This window comes from Bacillus sp. FSL K6-2841, from assembly GCF_037976435.1.
In the GTDB taxonomy this organism is placed as follows: Bacteria; Bacillota; Bacilli; order Bacillales; family Bacillaceae; genus Bacillus; species Bacillus pumilus.
In genome coordinates this window covers 3,363,989-3,379,815 of record NZ_CP150266.1, presented here as the reverse complement: position 1 = coordinate 3,379,815, position 15,827 = coordinate 3,363,989, and the positions used below count along the sequence as shown (strand labels likewise).

General features: G+C 43.4%; 16 protein-coding genes. 11 read left to right on the top strand and 5 right to left on the bottom strand.

Translation table 11 applies throughout. The features are described 5' to 3' along the window. Positions 1-31: 31 nt before the first annotated feature. The gene (locus MHH68_RS17330; RefSeq protein WP_339164404.1) at positions 32-1,033 is read left to right on the top strand and encodes an LLM class flavin-dependent oxidoreductase; all 1,002 of its coding nucleotides are present in this window, start codon (positions 32-34) and stop codon (positions 1,031-1,033) included. 15 nt (positions 1,034-1,048) lie between these two features. On the opposite strand, the gene MHH68_RS17325 is transcribed toward MHH68_RS17330, so the two are convergent. Together MHH68_RS17325 and MHH68_RS17320 are read right to left on the bottom strand one after the other, a co-directional pair. Then, positions 1,049-1,276: a hypothetical protein gene (locus tag MHH68_RS17325; protein WP_058013391.1), complete on the bottom strand. Its 228-nt coding sequence runs from the start codon at positions 1,274-1,276 to the stop codon at positions 1,049-1,051. Positions 1,277-1,357: 81 nt separating this feature from the next. Next, the gene (locus MHH68_RS17320; protein WP_339164402.1) at positions 1,358-3,784 is read right to left on the bottom strand and encodes a S8 family serine peptidase; all 2,427 of its coding nucleotides are present in this window, start codon (positions 3,782-3,784) and stop codon (positions 1,358-1,360) included. Between the two features lie 500 nt (positions 3,785-4,284). Between MHH68_RS17320 and MHH68_RS17315 the strand changes: the two genes are divergently transcribed. The 5 genes from MHH68_RS17315 to MHH68_RS17295 all read left to right on the top strand — a co-directional run bounded on the left by MHH68_RS17315 (position 4,285) and on the right by MHH68_RS17295 (position 9,012). Next, on the top strand, positions 4,285-4,563 hold the full coding sequence (locus tag MHH68_RS17315; RefSeq protein ID WP_180309883.1) for a hypothetical protein: 279 nt from the start codon (positions 4,285-4,287) through the stop codon (positions 4,561-4,563). A gap of 52 nt (positions 4,564-4,615) precedes the next feature. Further along, a complete protein-coding gene (locus tag MHH68_RS17310) occupies positions 4,616-5,449 on the top strand; it encodes a PRD domain-containing protein (RefSeq protein ID WP_058013394.1) in 834 nt (277 codons plus the stop codon). A 254-nt stretch (positions 5,450-5,703) separates the two neighbouring features. After that, complete coding sequence (locus MHH68_RS17305) at positions 5,704-7,092, top strand: sucrose-specific PTS transporter subunit IIBC (RefSeq protein ID WP_339164400.1); 1,389 nt, start codon at positions 5,704-5,706, stop codon at positions 7,090-7,092. 19 nt (positions 7,093-7,111) lie between these two features. Beyond that, positions 7,112-8,569 (top strand): sucrose-6-phosphate hydrolase, encoded by a 1,458-nt coding sequence (locus MHH68_RS17300; protein ID WP_339164396.1) that lies wholly within the window; start codon positions 7,112-7,114, stop codon positions 8,567-8,569. Positions 8,570-8,757: 188 nt separating this feature from the next. Continuing rightward, positions 8,758-9,012 carry a hypothetical protein gene (locus tag MHH68_RS17295; protein WP_058013397.1) on the top strand — a complete coding sequence of 85 codons (255 nt, stop codon included), beginning with the start codon at positions 8,758-8,760 and terminating at the stop codon, positions 9,010-9,012. Positions 9,013-9,271: 259 nt separating this feature from the next. On the opposite strand, the gene MHH68_RS17290 is transcribed toward MHH68_RS17295, so the two are convergent. Next, positions 9,272-10,081, bottom strand: coding sequence for a bifunctional hydroxymethylpyrimidine kinase/phosphomethylpyrimidine kinase (locus MHH68_RS17290; RefSeq protein WP_058013398.1), 810 nt, complete (start codon positions 10,079-10,081; stop codon positions 9,272-9,274). 126 nt (positions 10,082-10,207) lie between these two features. Further along, positions 10,208-10,513, bottom strand: a complete 306-nt coding sequence (locus MHH68_RS17285) for a general stress protein (RefSeq protein ID WP_169055932.1) — start codon at positions 10,511-10,513, stop codon at positions 10,208-10,210. A gap of 128 nt (positions 10,514-10,641) precedes the next feature. Between MHH68_RS17285 and MHH68_RS17280 the strand changes: the two genes are divergently transcribed. Both MHH68_RS17280 and MHH68_RS17275 read left to right on the top strand, forming a co-directional pair. Continuing rightward, a complete protein-coding gene (locus MHH68_RS17280; protein ID WP_144461550.1) occupies positions 10,642-11,469 on the top strand; it encodes a glycosyltransferase family 2 protein in 828 nt (275 codons plus the stop codon). After that, positions 11,466-12,146: a uracil-DNA glycosylase gene (locus MHH68_RS17275; RefSeq protein WP_058013401.1), complete on the top strand. Its 681-nt coding sequence runs from the start codon at positions 11,466-11,468 to the stop codon at positions 12,144-12,146. Before MHH68_RS17280 ends, MHH68_RS17275 begins: the two co-directional genes overlap by 4 nt. Before the next feature lie 33 nt (positions 12,147-12,179). On the opposite strand, the gene MHH68_RS17270 is transcribed toward MHH68_RS17275, so the two are convergent. Beyond that, complete coding sequence (locus MHH68_RS17270; RefSeq protein ID WP_339164389.1) at positions 12,180-13,538, bottom strand: aldehyde dehydrogenase; 1,359 nt, start codon at positions 13,536-13,538, stop codon at positions 12,180-12,182. A 170-nt stretch (positions 13,539-13,708) separates the two neighbouring features. Between MHH68_RS17270 and MHH68_RS17265 the strand changes: the two genes are divergently transcribed. The 3 genes from MHH68_RS17265 to MHH68_RS17255 all read left to right on the top strand — a co-directional run bounded on the left by MHH68_RS17265 (position 13,709) and on the right by MHH68_RS17255 (position 15,824). Beyond that, positions 13,709-14,041 (top strand): YwdI family protein, encoded by a 333-nt coding sequence (locus tag MHH68_RS17265; protein WP_339164386.1) that lies wholly within the window; start codon positions 13,709-13,711, stop codon positions 14,039-14,041. A gap of 33 nt (positions 14,042-14,074) precedes the next feature. After that, the gene (locus MHH68_RS17260; protein WP_061409939.1) at positions 14,075-15,382 is read left to right on the top strand and encodes a purine/pyrimidine permease; all 1,308 of its coding nucleotides are present in this window, start codon (positions 14,075-14,077) and stop codon (positions 15,380-15,382) included. A 70-nt stretch (positions 15,383-15,452) separates the two neighbouring features. Then, positions 15,453-15,824: a DUF423 domain-containing protein gene (locus tag MHH68_RS17255; protein WP_003215282.1), complete on the top strand. Its 372-nt coding sequence runs from the start codon at positions 15,453-15,455 to the stop codon at positions 15,822-15,824. The last annotated feature ends 3 nt before the right edge of the window (positions 15,825-15,827 follow it).

The window sequence follows — 15,827 nt, the reverse complement described above, 5'->3', positions numbered from 1 at the left end:
AGAGGGGGATTTCTGTAAGAGGAGCAGTAAGATGAAATTAAGTATACTGGATCAATCTCCTTTGATTGGAGATGCAACACCTGCTGAAGCCTTGAAGCAAACGGTTGAATTGGCAAAGCAGGCAGAAAAGTGGGGCTATCACCGTTTTTGGGTATCAGAGCATCATTTTTCAAACCGGCTTGCAGGATCGAGCCCAGAGGTGCTCCTCGGTCATTTATCAGCCGTTACGTCACATATACGTATTGGGTCAGGCGGTGTGATGCTGCCTCACTATAGCGCCTATAAAGTAGCAGAGAACTTCAGGGTTCTCGAAGCCCTCGCTCCTGGCAGAATCGATCTTGGGATTGGACGTGCTCCTGGTGGTATGCCCATTTCCTCCATAGCTCTTCATCATGGTGAACGAAAACGTCTAGGTGATCAATATCCTGAGCAGGTAGAAGAGTTGAAGGTCTATTTACACGACCTAGCGGATGAATTTTATCCGCTCCCCCATTTAACCGCTTCTCCGAAAGTAGAGACTGCACCAGAGGTATGGATGCTTGGTTCCTCTGGAGGAAGTGCAAGACTTGCGGCAAAAGCAGGTGCAGGCTATACGTTTGCACTATTTATCAATGGTGAAGGCGGAGAAGATTCTGTGGAGCAATATATCAACCGGTTCGAACCTTCAGCATTCGGTGATGAGCCGCGCGTCAGTCTCGCGGTCTTCGTTTTATGTGCTGAAACAGAGGAGCAGGCAGAAAAACTGGCAGTCAGCTTAGATTTATCTTTACTCGCCAATGAACAGGGGCAAAACCTCGGAGGCTTTCCTTCATATGAAAGTGCACAAGCTTATTCCTATAGTCCATATGAACAAAAACGAGTGGCTGCCAATCGTCAAAGGATGGTGGTGGGGACGCTATCTTCTGTGAAAAAGCAGCTGACAGCACTAACGAAGGCTTATCGTACAAATGAAGTAATTGCCGTGACCATCACTCACCGCATGCAAGACCGGCTCACATCTTATCGTTTATTAAAAGAAGCCTTTGATGCATAACGTATGTATGTCTGTTTAACGTCCACGCAGCCAGTAGAGAGGGAAGAGGAGCATCATGATGAAAATAAACGAGGCTGTCACAAGCAAACTAAGCGGGTAAATGAAGGACACATAGACCGTCAGCTCGCATGCTTGATGAAAAGGACGAGGATGTTTCGCATATAAAAGGGTGAAAAAATACACCAAGGTGATCGTTAGAAAAAAAGCAGTAAAACAAGAAACGATCCATAGCAATATTAACATCAGTCTCTCTTTCCTCCATATATGATCGAAAAGCCTTGATGAGTTGATCCGCTCATACAAGGCTTTTCTTGTGATTCACATTTATTCAGGGTAAATATCGAAAGGTTCCTTCGTTTGAACAGTATCGGATTTTCCTTTCAGACTTGCATACGCAAGCATTGTATACTCACCAGGTTCGAGTTTTTGACCTTGATTGATTGTGCCATTCCATTTTACGCGGTGTTCTCCTTTATCAACGTGTTGATAAACACCTGCTTCACCTAAATACTCTCCATCTGTCGAGTAGACGAGGAATGCAAGGTTCTCAGCTCCGCCAGGCAGATAGCTGCTAATGACATAGCTTCCAGCACGGTTATCCGGCTCTACGGAAACCGAAGTGACGCGCGGATAATCAGGTTCTTTTACAATCAATAAAGTCGGAATCTCTGTGACCTTTCTGCCATTTTCACGAAGGGTAATGCTGCCTTGGTACGTTCCTTTTTTGGTTTTACCGTAGTTCACTTGTACCGCGGAAGTAAAGGACCCCGTGGAATTCCCTTTGACAGTGATTTTCTTCGTTCCGTTTGTGCTGATGCCGCTGCCATCGAATTTGTAATCAATGGTATACGTTTTCGGTGCTTTTGATAGGTTTTCTACCTTGAATTTCTTTGTTTTGATTTGAACGCCTTTTTCTTTCAAGAAAGTGCCGTAAGAATAACTCGCATCAGAAACGATAGATGACGCTTGGAGTGATTCAATGATTCGAACACTGCCTGTCCCTTGTGTGTTGTGAGGGAATGGGCTGCCGTTTGCGTCGAATAGTTTTTCTGCTGTATTCATCAGCAATGCTTTAATTTGTTCTGTTGAGTAAGATGGCTTTGCTTGCTTCATGATCGCTGCAACTCCTGCCACATGCGGTGAAGCCATGCTTGTTCCTTGCTTTGAGCCATATCCGTAAGGCTGAGAAGGATCATGCGTTGGGATGGTACTTACAATGCTGACGCCTGGCGCTGATAAATCAGGCTTAATCATCCACGTATCCACAACTGGTCCGCGAGAGGAGAAGTCTGCGACTTGCTCACTAAGCTCTTTGACAAATTGAATGGAGAAAGTCGTTGTATTGTTTCCAGCCTCAATGGCTTTGACAAGCGCCGTTCCTTCAGCTTTTGATAGTTTAATCGTTGGAAGAGCGAGACCTGGTACATCGACTGGAATTTCTCCATCGGTGTTGTTATACATCACAACGCCGATTGCACCAGCAGCTTTTGCATTGTCGACTTTATCAACAAAGGCAATGGCTCCTCGTTCGATCACGGCAACCTTTCCTTTCACATCGATGTCTTCAAATGCTTTTTCGTCACCGATACCTGCATGGACGAGTGTGACTTGTTTTTGGTCAAGTGCTTTTAAATCACTCTCTTGGTAGTAGCCCATCACTTTTGCAGTAGAATAGTTCGGGAATTTCACATTGTAAAGGCTGTACGGAAGCTGAGTTGCTCCGACTGAAATGGCATCTCTTGACGTGCCGGGAGATCCGACTGTCCAGCTGTTTGGACCGCTGTTTCCATTCGATGTGACAGCAACAACGCCTTCAGACATGGCCCAATCGAGTGCAATACTTGTGGCATAATCAGGGTTATTCACACTGTTTCCGAGAGAGAGGTTCATGACATCTGCTCCATCAGTAACCGCACGGTCGATGCCTGCAAGGACGTTTTCAGTTGTCCCAGAACCGCCTGGCCCAAGTACACGGTACGCAAGAAGTGTGGCATCCTTTGCGACACCTTTAATTTGTCCATTGGCAGCGATTGTCCCTGCGACGTGTGTGCCATGGTCTGTCGATTCACCTCTAGGGTCTCCTTTAGGTGTCTCTTGCGGAGAATAATCGTTATCAACAAAATCATAGCCTTTGTATAAACCAAAGTTTCCTTTTAAATCAGGGTGGGTATAGTCTACTCCAGTATCAATGACAGCGACTTTTACCCCTTTTCCAGAGTAGCCGGCATCCCAAGCTTTTGGTGCACCGATAAATGGAGCGCTTTTATCCATAAGAGGGGAAACATCTTCATTTGGAAGCTGAATGCTTTCCTTTTTCACTTCATCTGTTTGATATGTAACATCCGGATAAACGGCTTTTACTCCGTCAACTGCGAGCAGCTTCGGAATTTCGTTTGCAGGAAGTTTCATAGAGAAACCAGAGAAGACTTTTTCATATTCTTGACGCACACTCGCTTTATCAACTTCTTTGAGTGCTGCATTTTTTATTTTTGTTCGAGATTTTTTGAGGGAGGCCTTTGTTTGAGCTTTGCCTTCTTGCTTTGCTTCAACTAAGGATTTTTCCTTTAATTCAACAATGACAGTGGTATGTTTTCTAGATTTGACATTGATTTCACCGAAGATTTCTGCTTTTTCCAGTTCCACCTGTTTGTTCGATGGAGCGGCACTAGCCTGTTGACCTGTAAAGAATGTGGATAAAATAAAAATAGTGGAGAACAATAGAATAGAAGAACGAGAGATAACCTTTTTCATTAATTTTCCCCTTTCTAGCTGTGTTTTTAGGGAGATAGCCTTTCTTTTTGTGGATAAATAGGAAAGATTCACTGCCCGTTATTAAGTATTCAATACGATGAAAACAATTCCTTTACTAAAATGGTCTTATTTTACATAGTCATAAAGGACTATTTTGTTTATAAAGTCTCACTTATGCACAAACTTCTGTTGATAACTCAATTATTTAGATATATATATGGAAAATAAAAAAATCCCATACACAAAATCTAGTAGCAGGGTGTTGATATGTGGATAAACCCTGTTGATAAGGTGTGCTTATCTTTTGGATATAGTGTGTATAAAATTTTTATTCAAACACCCTCATACATGATCATCTTCTCCACTTTTCAACAAAACTTCTGAAAACTAGTTTGTTTTTTCACCCAGATTGTGACAAACCTCTCTTTTTTCTCGGGATATGATAGGAGCAGTTGTTTTGCTAGAACTGCTAGATTCTAAGAAAAGCGGAGGGATGTTCAGTGAAGAAATTCAAAAACTGGTTGAGTGTATGGTTTGGTTTCATGATGAATGTGCTTGTGAATCCTGGTGTGATGATGAAGCAGCAACGTTTTCAGGCGGCTGCGGTGGATGATCGTTTCTTTCAAGTTGTGAACGAGAGAGAGCTAGAGAAGCTGGCAGAAGAAAAGAACAAGAAGCGCAGGTCAGAGAAACCGTTTAAGCAAAGTTTGATGATGCTTGATGAGAAGACGACGAGAGAGGCGCGTGCTGGTCCGCTCTTACCTTTACATGGGAGATGAAACAGGGTAAAATCCCACATAAGAAACGTTATCTGGTGGGAGAGGATACCCCTTGAAGATATATAAAATATTGAATAACAATGCAGTGGTTGTAAAGGAAGGTGATCAGGAGAAAATTGTGATGGGGCCCGGAATTGCTTTTCAGAAGGGGAAAAATGACGTCGTTCCCGTTCAAAAAATAGAGAAAATCTTTGTTGTGCGTGAAGAAAATGAGAAATTCAAACAAATTCTTGCGACATTGCCCGAAGCGCATATTGAGGTAGCAGAGCATATCATCAGTTATGCAGAGGGTGAACTGATGATGCCGCTTAGTGATCATATCCATATATCACTGACTGACCATTTATCCTTTGCTATAGAACGCATTCAAAAGGGCATTGTGCTATATAATAAATTGCTTGGTGAGATCAAAGTCTTATATAAGCAGGAATATGATATTGGAAAGTATGCCATTCGTTATGTAAAGGATCGGCTTGGGGTTGAACTGCCGGACGATGAGGCAGGGTATGTGGCACTCCATATTCATACGGCCAAAATGAATACGGAGTCTATGAAAAAGACCGTGAAATATACAACGATGATCAAAGAAATGATCGAGCATATAGAAAGCTATTTTCAGCATTCAATTGATGAGGATAGTATTTCCTATCAGCGGCTTGTGACACATTTGAGGTATGCATTAAGCAGGTTGGAATCAAATGAGGCATTTCAAATCATGGACGATGACATGCTGAGTTTTATCCAAACAAAGTATGATTTGGCTTACCAGTGTGCACGTGGACTCGCTGATTTGTTGAAAAATGAATATGAACTTCATCTCCCTGAATCGGAGATCGGCTACATCACGCTGCATGTCCAGCGTCTGCAGGATGCCGAATTGGTTTAGTGGTTGTGCCTGCATGCAGGCTTTTTTTTGTGCACACTACTTTAAATAGTGTATATGGGTCAATAGATTCGAAAAAAGAGGTTGACGCATATCACGCTCTTATACTATGATGAAAGCGTAATCAAAATTTGATATCGCGGGATTGTGACTGTCAGGCAGGCAAGACCTAAAATTTGCGTAACGAGGGGACGTGTATGTCCTTTTATCGTTGGTGAATTTTAGGTCTTTTTTGCTTTAAAAAAGGAGGAGACAACATGGATTATCAAAAAACAGCTAAAGAATTAACAGAACGATTAGGCGGCAAGGAAAATGTCATCAGTGCCACGCATTGTGCAACAAGACTCAGATTGGTGATGAAAGATGAGGAACTGATTGACAAAGATGCCATTGAGGAACTTGAAGGGGTAAAGGGGGCTTTCTCAAGCTCGGGGCAATTCCAAATCATTTTTGGAACGGGTGCAGTCAACAAAGTATATGAACCATTTGCTCGTGAGGTCGGCCTTGAGACAGACGACGAGAAACAAAAACCTGTCAGCCATGATGAAGCAGTGAAACAAAAAATGAATCCACTCGCACGTTTTGCAAAGACGTTATCAAATATTTTTGTGCCGATCATTCCAGCCATTGTTGCAAGCGGTTTATTAATGGGGCTTTTAGGCATGATGAAAGCCTTCAAATGGGCTGACCCAAGCTCCGCGATTTTTCAAATGCTTGATATGTTCTCAAGTGCAGCCTTTATCATTTTGCCGATTTTAATTGGGGTCAGTGCAGCGAAAGAGTTTGGTGGAAATCCGTATTTAGGAGCCGTTATTGGGGGGATTATGATTCACCCGAATCTTCTCAACCCGTGGGGACTGACGGATGCGAAACCAGAGTATATGCATTTATTCAATTTTGATATTGCTCTTCTTGGTTACCAAGGAACAGTCATTCCAGTGTTATTGACTGTGTACATCATGTGCCTTGTTGAAAAGAATTTAAGAAAAGTGGTTCCGAACAGTATTGATTTACTTGTGACTCCATTTGTGACGGTGATTGTGACGGGATTTGTGACGTTTATTGCTGTTGGACCACTTGGAAGAATGCTCGGTACAGGAATTTCGAATGCACTGACATTTATTTATGATCATGCAGGGTTCTTAGCAGGACTCATTTTCGGAGGAGCCTACTCTCTCATTGTACTCACAGGGGTTCATCATAGCTTCCATGCGATTGAAGCAGGACTGCTGAATGATATTGGGCGTAACTATTTGCTGCCAATTTGGGCGATGTCCAACGTAGCGCAAGGCGGGGCAGGCTTGGCGGTCTTTTTCTTAGCGAAACGCGCGAAAACAAAAGAAATCGCACTTCCTGCAGCCTTCTCAGCTTTCCTAGGGATTACCGAGCCCGTGATATTCGGTGTCAATCTCCGCTATCGTAAGCCGTTTATCGCTGCGATGATTGGAGGCGCATTAGGCGGGGCATTTGTTGTCTTTACAAAGGTAGCAGCCAACGCATATGGTTTAACAGGTATTCCGATGATTGCGATTGCAGCGCCATTCGGTGTGCAAAATGTGGTGAATTATGTGATTGGTATGTTAATCGCTGTTACGGTCTCATTTACTCTCACTATCATGTTTAAAGTAAAAGAAGTAGAAAAATAAGCAAGGAGTGGTCACAGTCATGACAACAACTGACGCAGCACTTCGTCAAAAGGTAGCAGAACGTATTCGAAACTATGAGCATTTGGTGAAAAAAGATGTGTATCGCCAGCATTTTCATTTAATGCCGCCAGTTGGTCTTTTAAATGACCCGAATGGGTTGATTCAGTGGAAAGGGATTTACCACGTTTTTTATCAGTGGCAGCCATTCAAAACCGGTCACGGCGCAAAATTTTGGGGCCATTACACATCGACGGATTTAGTGAATTGGCAGCACGAGGAAGCCGCCCTTGCGCCAAGTGATTGGTTTGATCAAAACGGCTGTTATTCTGGCAGTGCAGTCATTGACGATGGACAGATGTATGTGATGTACACTGGCAACGTTCGAGATGAACAAGGAAACCGCGAGACGTATCAATGTTTAGCTGTTTCAGAGGATGGCATTCATTTTCAGAAAAAAGGTGTCGTGGCGACGCTGCCAGAAGGATTCACCGCCCATTTTCGTGATCCGAAAGTATGGAAGCGAAATGGTCAGTGGTACATGGTTCTAGGTGCACAAAGCCTGTATCTGAAAGGGAATCTCGTCCTGTTTACCTCTGATACTTTAGACAATTGGACGTTTCAAGGCATCATTGCAGGCAGTGGGAAAAATGGATTAGAGGATTTCGGCTACATGTGGGAATGTCCAGATCTATTTGAATTAGATGGCCGGGATGTATTGATTGTGTCGCCGCAGGGGCTCGAGCCGGATGGCTTAAAATATCATAATACACATCAATCAGGTTATTTTGTTGGGAAATTGGATGATCATACTTATCAATATACGCACGGAGCGTTTGAGGAGCTGGACCGAGGCTTTGACTTCTATGCGCAGCAAACCTTTTTAGACGAATCAGGCAGACGACTTTTAATTGGATGGATGGGAGTGCCTGATCAAGGAGAAGAGCATCATCCAACAATTTCGTATCAATGGATACACTGCCTCACCATTCCGAGAGAGCTGCGTTTAGATGAAGACGGACATCTGATTCAAAAGCCAGTTACTGAGCTCCAGGCGATGAGAACCAACGAACAGGAGCATGTTTTCCATATCAAACGCTCCGTCCAATCGATTCCTGTAGATGATATTACGAGCGCAGAGTTATTCATTGATCAAATTGATACACAAAAAGGGTTTGAATGCTGTATTCGAGCGGCAGCCCGTATCATTTATGATAAAGATGAGGGCAAACTGACATTAGAGCGAGATCGATTTGAAGATCGAACAAAAGAAGTTCGAGAAGTGGCAATAGAGGAATTACATGCCCTTCACATCTTTATCGATGCATCGTCAATTGAGATTTTTGTAAACGGAGGCAGAGAAGTATTGACTGCTCGTTATTTTCCTTCCCCGGGAAATAAATCAATCTCAATCAGTGGCAGAAATGAAACAAAGCTTAAACTAAAAACATGGCATTTACAAAGAAAAGCAGATCAATGATCTGCTTTTTTCTAGTGAATTCAACCTGTATCTTAGGGGCTATATCATGTATATACAAGGGTGGTCAGAAGCGGTTTGATGACGTTTTACATATATGATAACAAGTGGAATTATGGTATCATTTTAAAATATATACAGCTGAGGCTGACGTTTATCCAAATGCGGTAGGACAAAAAGGGGTTGTTTACTTGAATTCAAAACAGCAGCCGACGACTAGAAAACGCTTGGAGACAATGGCAGATCATGTTGAAGATAAACGTGAAGAATATAAAGAATTGCTCATTCAAGTCCAATCTATTCTCGGTGAACCTTCTCTAGAGCAGGAAGAATTAAAAGAGAAGCTGTCAGGTACGTATAAACAAATGAAAGAATATGCCTTATTTGTTGAATCTATTGAAGCCTTTATTCGAAAAATGGCCAAAGAATCTGATCAGCAAAAGTAGGTATTCCTTGTGTATAAAAGAGTGTACCCAGATGCGGGTATGCTTTTTTTATGAAATGAAAGGTGACGTCAATTGAAGATAGAAACGTATATTTATTTGGAGGACAAGAAGTTTGTACCCATTGATGATATTGAAAAGATCAAAATATTCGTTGTGATTGACGTGATGAAATTGAGAGAATAGAGAAGGTATCCAAGAGCTTGTAAGTACAAACAAAAACCGATTCGCCCATTGACAAGGCGAATCGGTTTTTTCTATTCTACTTATCAAAACGATGAGCAGAATGCTTTGTTGGTCCGATGTATTCATTTAGCTGGAAAGAGCCTTTGATGGCAGCTGTGATGAATTCTTTTGCTGCATAAATGGCTTCTTTCACGTCTGAGCCGTTTGCTAGTTCAGCTGTGACTGCTGCTGAGAATGTGCAGCCTGCGCCGTGTGTGTAATCTGTATCGATCTTATCTGTTTCAAGTCGTTCGAAGGTTTGTCCATCATAAAGCAAATCGATCGCTTTATCTGGGCTTAGCTTACCGCCTCCAGTGATGACCACATACTTGGCACCAAGTTCGTGAATGCGTTTTGCTGCTTCTTCCATTTGTTCGATCGTTTTGATCTCACCGATTCCGCTTAATTGACCTGCTTCGAAAAGGTTAGGCGTGATGACGGTTGCCAGTGGCGTAAGCTTTTCGCGCAGTGCTTCAGCGTGCTCCGGATATAGCACTTCGTTCGCACCCTTACAAACCATAACAGGATCAATGACGACATTTTTTAGGTCATATGTTTTGATGGTGTCCGCTGCCAGTTCAATCACGTCGACTGTTGGGAGCATACCCGTTTTCAGCGCATCTACCCCAATGCCTTCTACAATGGTAGAGAGCTGCGCACGAATTGTCGCCGTATCAATTGGAAACACCTGATGATCCCAATGGTTATGTGGGTCCATTGCAACGACAACGGTTAAAGCTGTCATCCCATAGACGTTTTTTTCTTGAAACGTTTTTAAATCTGCTTGGATACCTGCACCGCCGCTTGAATCCGAGCCTGCGATGGTGAGTGCTTTATTCATAGACATAGTTGCTGAACCTCCAATTTGATGTGTAACAGTTACTGTTCTATCCCTTATTATAATCAGCTTTTCCATTTATCACAATGAAACGACATAAAAAAGCGTTCCACCCTAGGAAGAACGCCTTTCCCCTTACCTTTTACAAATCACCAATTTCCCCTTTTTCAGTTCGTCCAAAAGTGATAAAGCTAATTCCTGATCGGCGCCAACCGACATCAATTTGGCCATGAGCTCGTCATCCCGGGTGCGGATGACATTGGCCATTTGATCTAAAATCCCTTGATCGACCGCTGTCATGCTTTTGGCATTCGTATGCTCGGTGACGGTATCAGAGCGTTCTGGATCATACGCAAAAACAAAAATATCATCCTTTGCTGAACGTATTTGTTCGATGGTCTGGTTGGCTTCTTTGCTATTTTCTACTATGAAATATTCCATCATGATCACTCCTTTTCATCAAAAATTCCCATTTTCCCGTCATATCAAACCGCCTTTTATATCATGAGAAGAACGCCATTTTATGTTTTAATGGAAAAAGACGAATCTATTAAAGGAGTAAGCTGAATATGAAGATTTCCTTATTAATTGTGACACATAACCGGCTCAGCGCACTGTGTGAGCTGCTTGAATCTATTAAAAGACAAACCGTACAGCCTTTTGAAATTGTGGTTGTGAATGATGCAGGAGAGCGCGTCGAGATCATTCAGGAACTCTACCCCGAACTTCCGATCCGCTTGATCCATTTAGATGAGAATGTCCAGCATGTGAATGCTAGAAATGTGGGAGTGCGGGAGCTGACAGGCGATGTGATCATGCTGAGTGATGACGATGATTATTTTACACCTTGTCATATTGAACGTATGAGTAAGGCGCTGGATGAGGCCGATTTTGTCTTTTCTGATGCAGAAATTGTATCATTTGAAGAAAAAGGTGCGACCCGCTTCCCTGTGTCAAGACGTCTGTTTGCGTATACAGCTGCTATTGAGGATATGCGTGTCTTTTCTACATACGTTCCTTCCGGCAGTATGTACAAACGCTGTATACACGATGAGATTGGCTATTTTGATCCAGCGATGCATCATTACTGGGATTGGGACTTTTTCTTACGTGTCACACAGCATGCCCGGGTCAAACGAGTACCAGCTGCCAGTGTGATCTATGCGTTTTTTGACGGCGGCGGGAATCAGTCTAGTGATCTTGGTGAGACAAGGAAGAACTACTTAGATGATCTCAGTGAAAAGCACGGGCTGGGCGATTTGCCAACAGCGAACTTTGCTGTCTTATTAGAAGAACCAGCGATGAAAAAACGAGAATCAGAGAGTGAGATTGTGTGGGACGGAAAACCGATGATCTCAAGGCTTGCACAGCAGACACAAGGAGGAGAACCCCAATGAAGCCATTTTTAAATGATAGCTGGTGGGCTGTGATGAAAAGTGAATTTGAACAGCCATATTATCAAGAATTACGTGAATGGATGAAGGAGGAATACCGCACGCAGACCGTTTTTCCGAAACCGGATGACGTTTATCGTGCGCTTCATTTGACGTCTTATGAAGAAGTCAAAGTCGTGATTTTGGGACAAGACCCTTATCATGGCCCAGGTCAGGCACATGGATTAAGCTTTTCAGTTCAGCCTGGCGTGAAGCATCCGCCATCGTTGAGAAATATTTTTCAGGAGCTAAAGGATGATCTTGGCTGTCCTGTTCCAAATCACGGCTCACTTGTGAGCTGGGCTGAGCAAGGTGTGCTGCTCTTAAATACTGTGCTGACCGTGAGAAAGGGCGAGGCGAACTCTCATAAAGGCAAGGGCTGGGAACGTGTGACAGACCGCGTGATTGATGTGCTGAATGAACGTGATCAGCCCGTCGTTTTTGTGCTGTGGGGAAGACATGCTCAAAATAAGAAAGAACGCATTGATCAAAACAAGCATTACATCATTGAGTCACCTCATCCAAGTCCTTTTTCTGCAAGAAACGGCTTTTTTGGCAGTCGTCCGTTCTCAAAGGTAAACGCGTATTTAAATCAAATGGGGATTGAAGAAATCAATTGGTGTATCCAAGATATTGAATAAAAAGAGGACGAGGGGAGAGACCCTTCGTCCTGTTTATTTTAAAAATTTACGAACCAAATCGAGTCCGTTTTTCGCATTTGGATAACGGAAGGAAAAATCGAAGCGATTCGTTTGGCGCAGGATGCTTTTTTCATGCGTAAACGTAAAGAAGCTTTCTTTCCCGTGATATCGTCCTATGCCGCTTTCACCCACGCCTCCGAATGGCAGGTAAGGAGTAGCGACATGCATGAGCGTGTCATTGATACATCCTCCGCCAAATGAGAGATGGTCTAGGATATAGGATTCTGTTTCCTTGCTTGTTGTAAATAAGTAAAGTGCAAGCGGCTTCGGTCTTGCTTTGATCATATGTGCTGCCTCGTGCAGAGATTCGAAGGTCATGACAGGCAGAATCGGTCCGAAAATTTCCTCCTGCATGACGGGATCTTCCCATGTGATGTGGTCTAAAATGGTCGGAGCGATTTTGAGCTCGTCTTCGTTGCGCTGTCCCCCCGTGACGATCGTTCCATTTGAGAGGAATTGTGAGAGCCTGTCAAAATGACGCTGGCTGACATTTTTCCCAAAGTGCGGATGTGTTTCCGGTTGTTCGCCATAAAAGTCACGGATACAGGCTGTCATTTCCCGCAAAAGATCCTCTTTAATGGATTCATGAACAAGCAGATAGTCTGGTGCAATACACGTTTGACCAGCATTGGTAAATTTGCCGAACGTGATTCGCTTTGCCGCTAATTTGATATCTGCATCAGGCATGACGATGCAAGGGCTTTTTCCGCCAAGCTCAAGTGTGACTGGGGTCAAATGCTTTGCGGCGGCTTCCATGACGACTTTGCCGACTGCCAGACTTCCTGTAAAGAAGATATAATCAAAGGGCAGTTTCAACAGCTCTGTACTCACATCTACTCCGCCTTCTACGACAGCTGCATGGTCTTCTTGAAATACACGTTCCACGATTGTACTGATTACTTCTGAAACTTGCGGCGTTAGCTCAGACGGTTTTAAAATAACGGCATTACCCGCAGCAATGGCACCAACTAATGGAGAAAGGGCCAATTGGAAAGGATAGTTCCAAGGAGCAATGATGAGCACACTTCCATAAGGTTCCTTGATGATCATGCTTTTTGATCCAATATGAGTCAGGGGTGTTTTCACGCGTGTTGGCTTCGCCCATTTGTGAAGGTGCTTGATGGTATGATTGATTTCTTCATACACCATCCCGATCTCTGTTGTGTAGGCTTCCTGTTCGGATTTATGTAAATCATGGGCCAAGGCTTGTAAAATATCTTTCTCATGCTGTTTGATGGCTGCTTTTAAGTCTTTAAGAAGACGGATGCGTTCTTCAACCAGCCGCTTTTGAAAGACTTTTTGTTTCTGAAAAAGAGCAGTGAGTTTGTCCATTATTCAATCCTTTCATAAACGATGTTGTTTCTTTTATTATGTGTGAAGGGCTATGTCGGGTCAAATAAGAGAGGCGGGAGCAGACTGCTTTGAAAAAATGAACCCATTTCGTTTGTTCATTTGGTAAAATAATGTTGAAAAGAGACTTTTTTAGATTGGAGGGTCTACCCTTGAATATTCATATATCAAGCCTGCTTCAAAAAATGGAGGAAGCGGTTCAAAAGGCGAAACAAAGTGGAAATGATGAAGAGGTGAAACGTCAAGTGGCGGCGATTTCTTCACTATGTGATGTCATTCTCGATGCACCATCACAGGTGCAAATGCCGCAAGCGCCGGTTATCTCGCCACCTTCTTCAATACAGACACCGTCCACGCCGCCCATATCCTCAAATCAAGCCATGCTTGAGAAACTGATGGGTGCGAGTGGTGCGAAGAAATTTCAGCATCAAGAAGAGGGGCAAAAAGAGAAGGACGGGAACGGCGACTCTATCTTTGATTTTTAATGGTCTTGTCACGACAAAGGGAAGGTGATCGGTTTGAAACTATTTTTGGGCGCCATTCAGTGGATGGCATTTTTTATCGCAGCTTCTATTGCTGTACCAATTGCGATTGCACAAGCATTTGAGTTGAACCAAGTGCAGTCAGCGGAGCTGATTCAAAGTACATTCTTTTCACTTGGTCTTGTGGCGATGGTGCAATGTTTATGCGGCCATATGCTGCCGATCAATGAAAGTCCAGCAGGGCTTTGGTGGGGTGTGTATACCCTTTATGCAGGTATGACAGGAACCATCTTTGCAACGTATCCTGAAACTCTGCAAGCACTACAAGGAGCTTTAATTTTTAGTGCCGCTTTCTTTTTTATTTTTAGTTTATTTAAAATCATCAATTGGCTCGCGTCTTTATTTACGCCAGTCGTCACAGGTATTTACTTGCTATTATTAGTCGTGCAGTTAAGTCAGCCGATCATGAAAGGGCTGATGGGCATCGGCTATCGGGGAAATCAGGTGGACGGGCTTGTCTTTTGCCTATCGATCTTGATTATTGTTCTGACCTTCATGATCAGCCGCTCAAAATGGCATTACTTAAGACAGTTTTCTGTGTTGTTTGCCCTTGCAGGAGGCTGGTTGTTATTCGCTCTACTCGGGCTGGCAAAGCCGGTTCGAATTCCAGAGAAAATCATCGAGTTTCCGAAACTATTCCCATTCGGAATGCCGGTATTTGACAGCGGATTGCTTGTCACGTCCTTTTTCATTACGATATTACTCATTGTGAACATGCTGGCAAGTATTCGAATTGTGGAAAGTTCAGTGAAGGCATTTGGTGAACTGCGTGAACGGAAGAGAGCTCGTCCGGCTGGTTTTGTCGCAGCATTTGGCCACTTACTGAGCGGATTGATCGGAGCGATTGCGCCTGTACCTATTTCCGGGGCAGCAGGATTTATCCAGACAACGAAAATTCCATCGAGAAAGCCATTTTTCATAGGAAGTCTGCTCATTGTACTCATTAGTTTATTCCCGCTGCTCATGAGCTTTTTCTCCGCATTGCCATCACCTGTGGGGCTTGCTGTAAACTTTGTGGTATTCTCCTCAATGATTGGTATTGCGATGTCTGAGTTCGATCAGTATGAGAAAGAAGAAATTCCGCGTATTCGCTTTGTCCTAGGAATTGCCGTTTTAGCAGGTGTAGGGGCGATGTTTGTACCGCAGGGAGCCTTGAAAGGCATGCATCCTGTGCTTATTTCATTATTAAGCAATGGACTTGTACTAGGTACACTCATTGCGATCGCGGTCGATCAAGTTCTGTTACGAAAGAAAAAGAAATCCGACAATCTCGTGTCAACGTAAACGGAAAGTTGAATATCGTCTGTCACACGCGCTATGATAAACATAATTGACGAGATAAGGAGAATGACGAATGAAACTATTTTTCATTTTAGGTGCGATTAATGCGATGCTAGCTGTTGGACTCGGAGCCTTCGGTGCGCACGGTCTTGAAGGGAAAATTCCTGAAAAGTATATAGAGATTTGGAACAAAGGGGTTCAATATCAAATGTTCCATGCGATAGGACTATTTATTGTCGCTTTTCTTGCTGATAAGCTGTCAGGTGTTTCTCTAGTTCCAACCGCTGGCTGGGTAATGCTTGCAGGCATCCTTTTCTTCTCAGGTAGCCTTTATGTTCTGGCATTAACTCAGGTGAAGATTCTAGGTGCCATTACCCCAATTGGCGGAGTAGCATTTATCGCTTCTTGGATCATGCTTGTCATTGCAGCAGCAAAAAATTTATAAGCC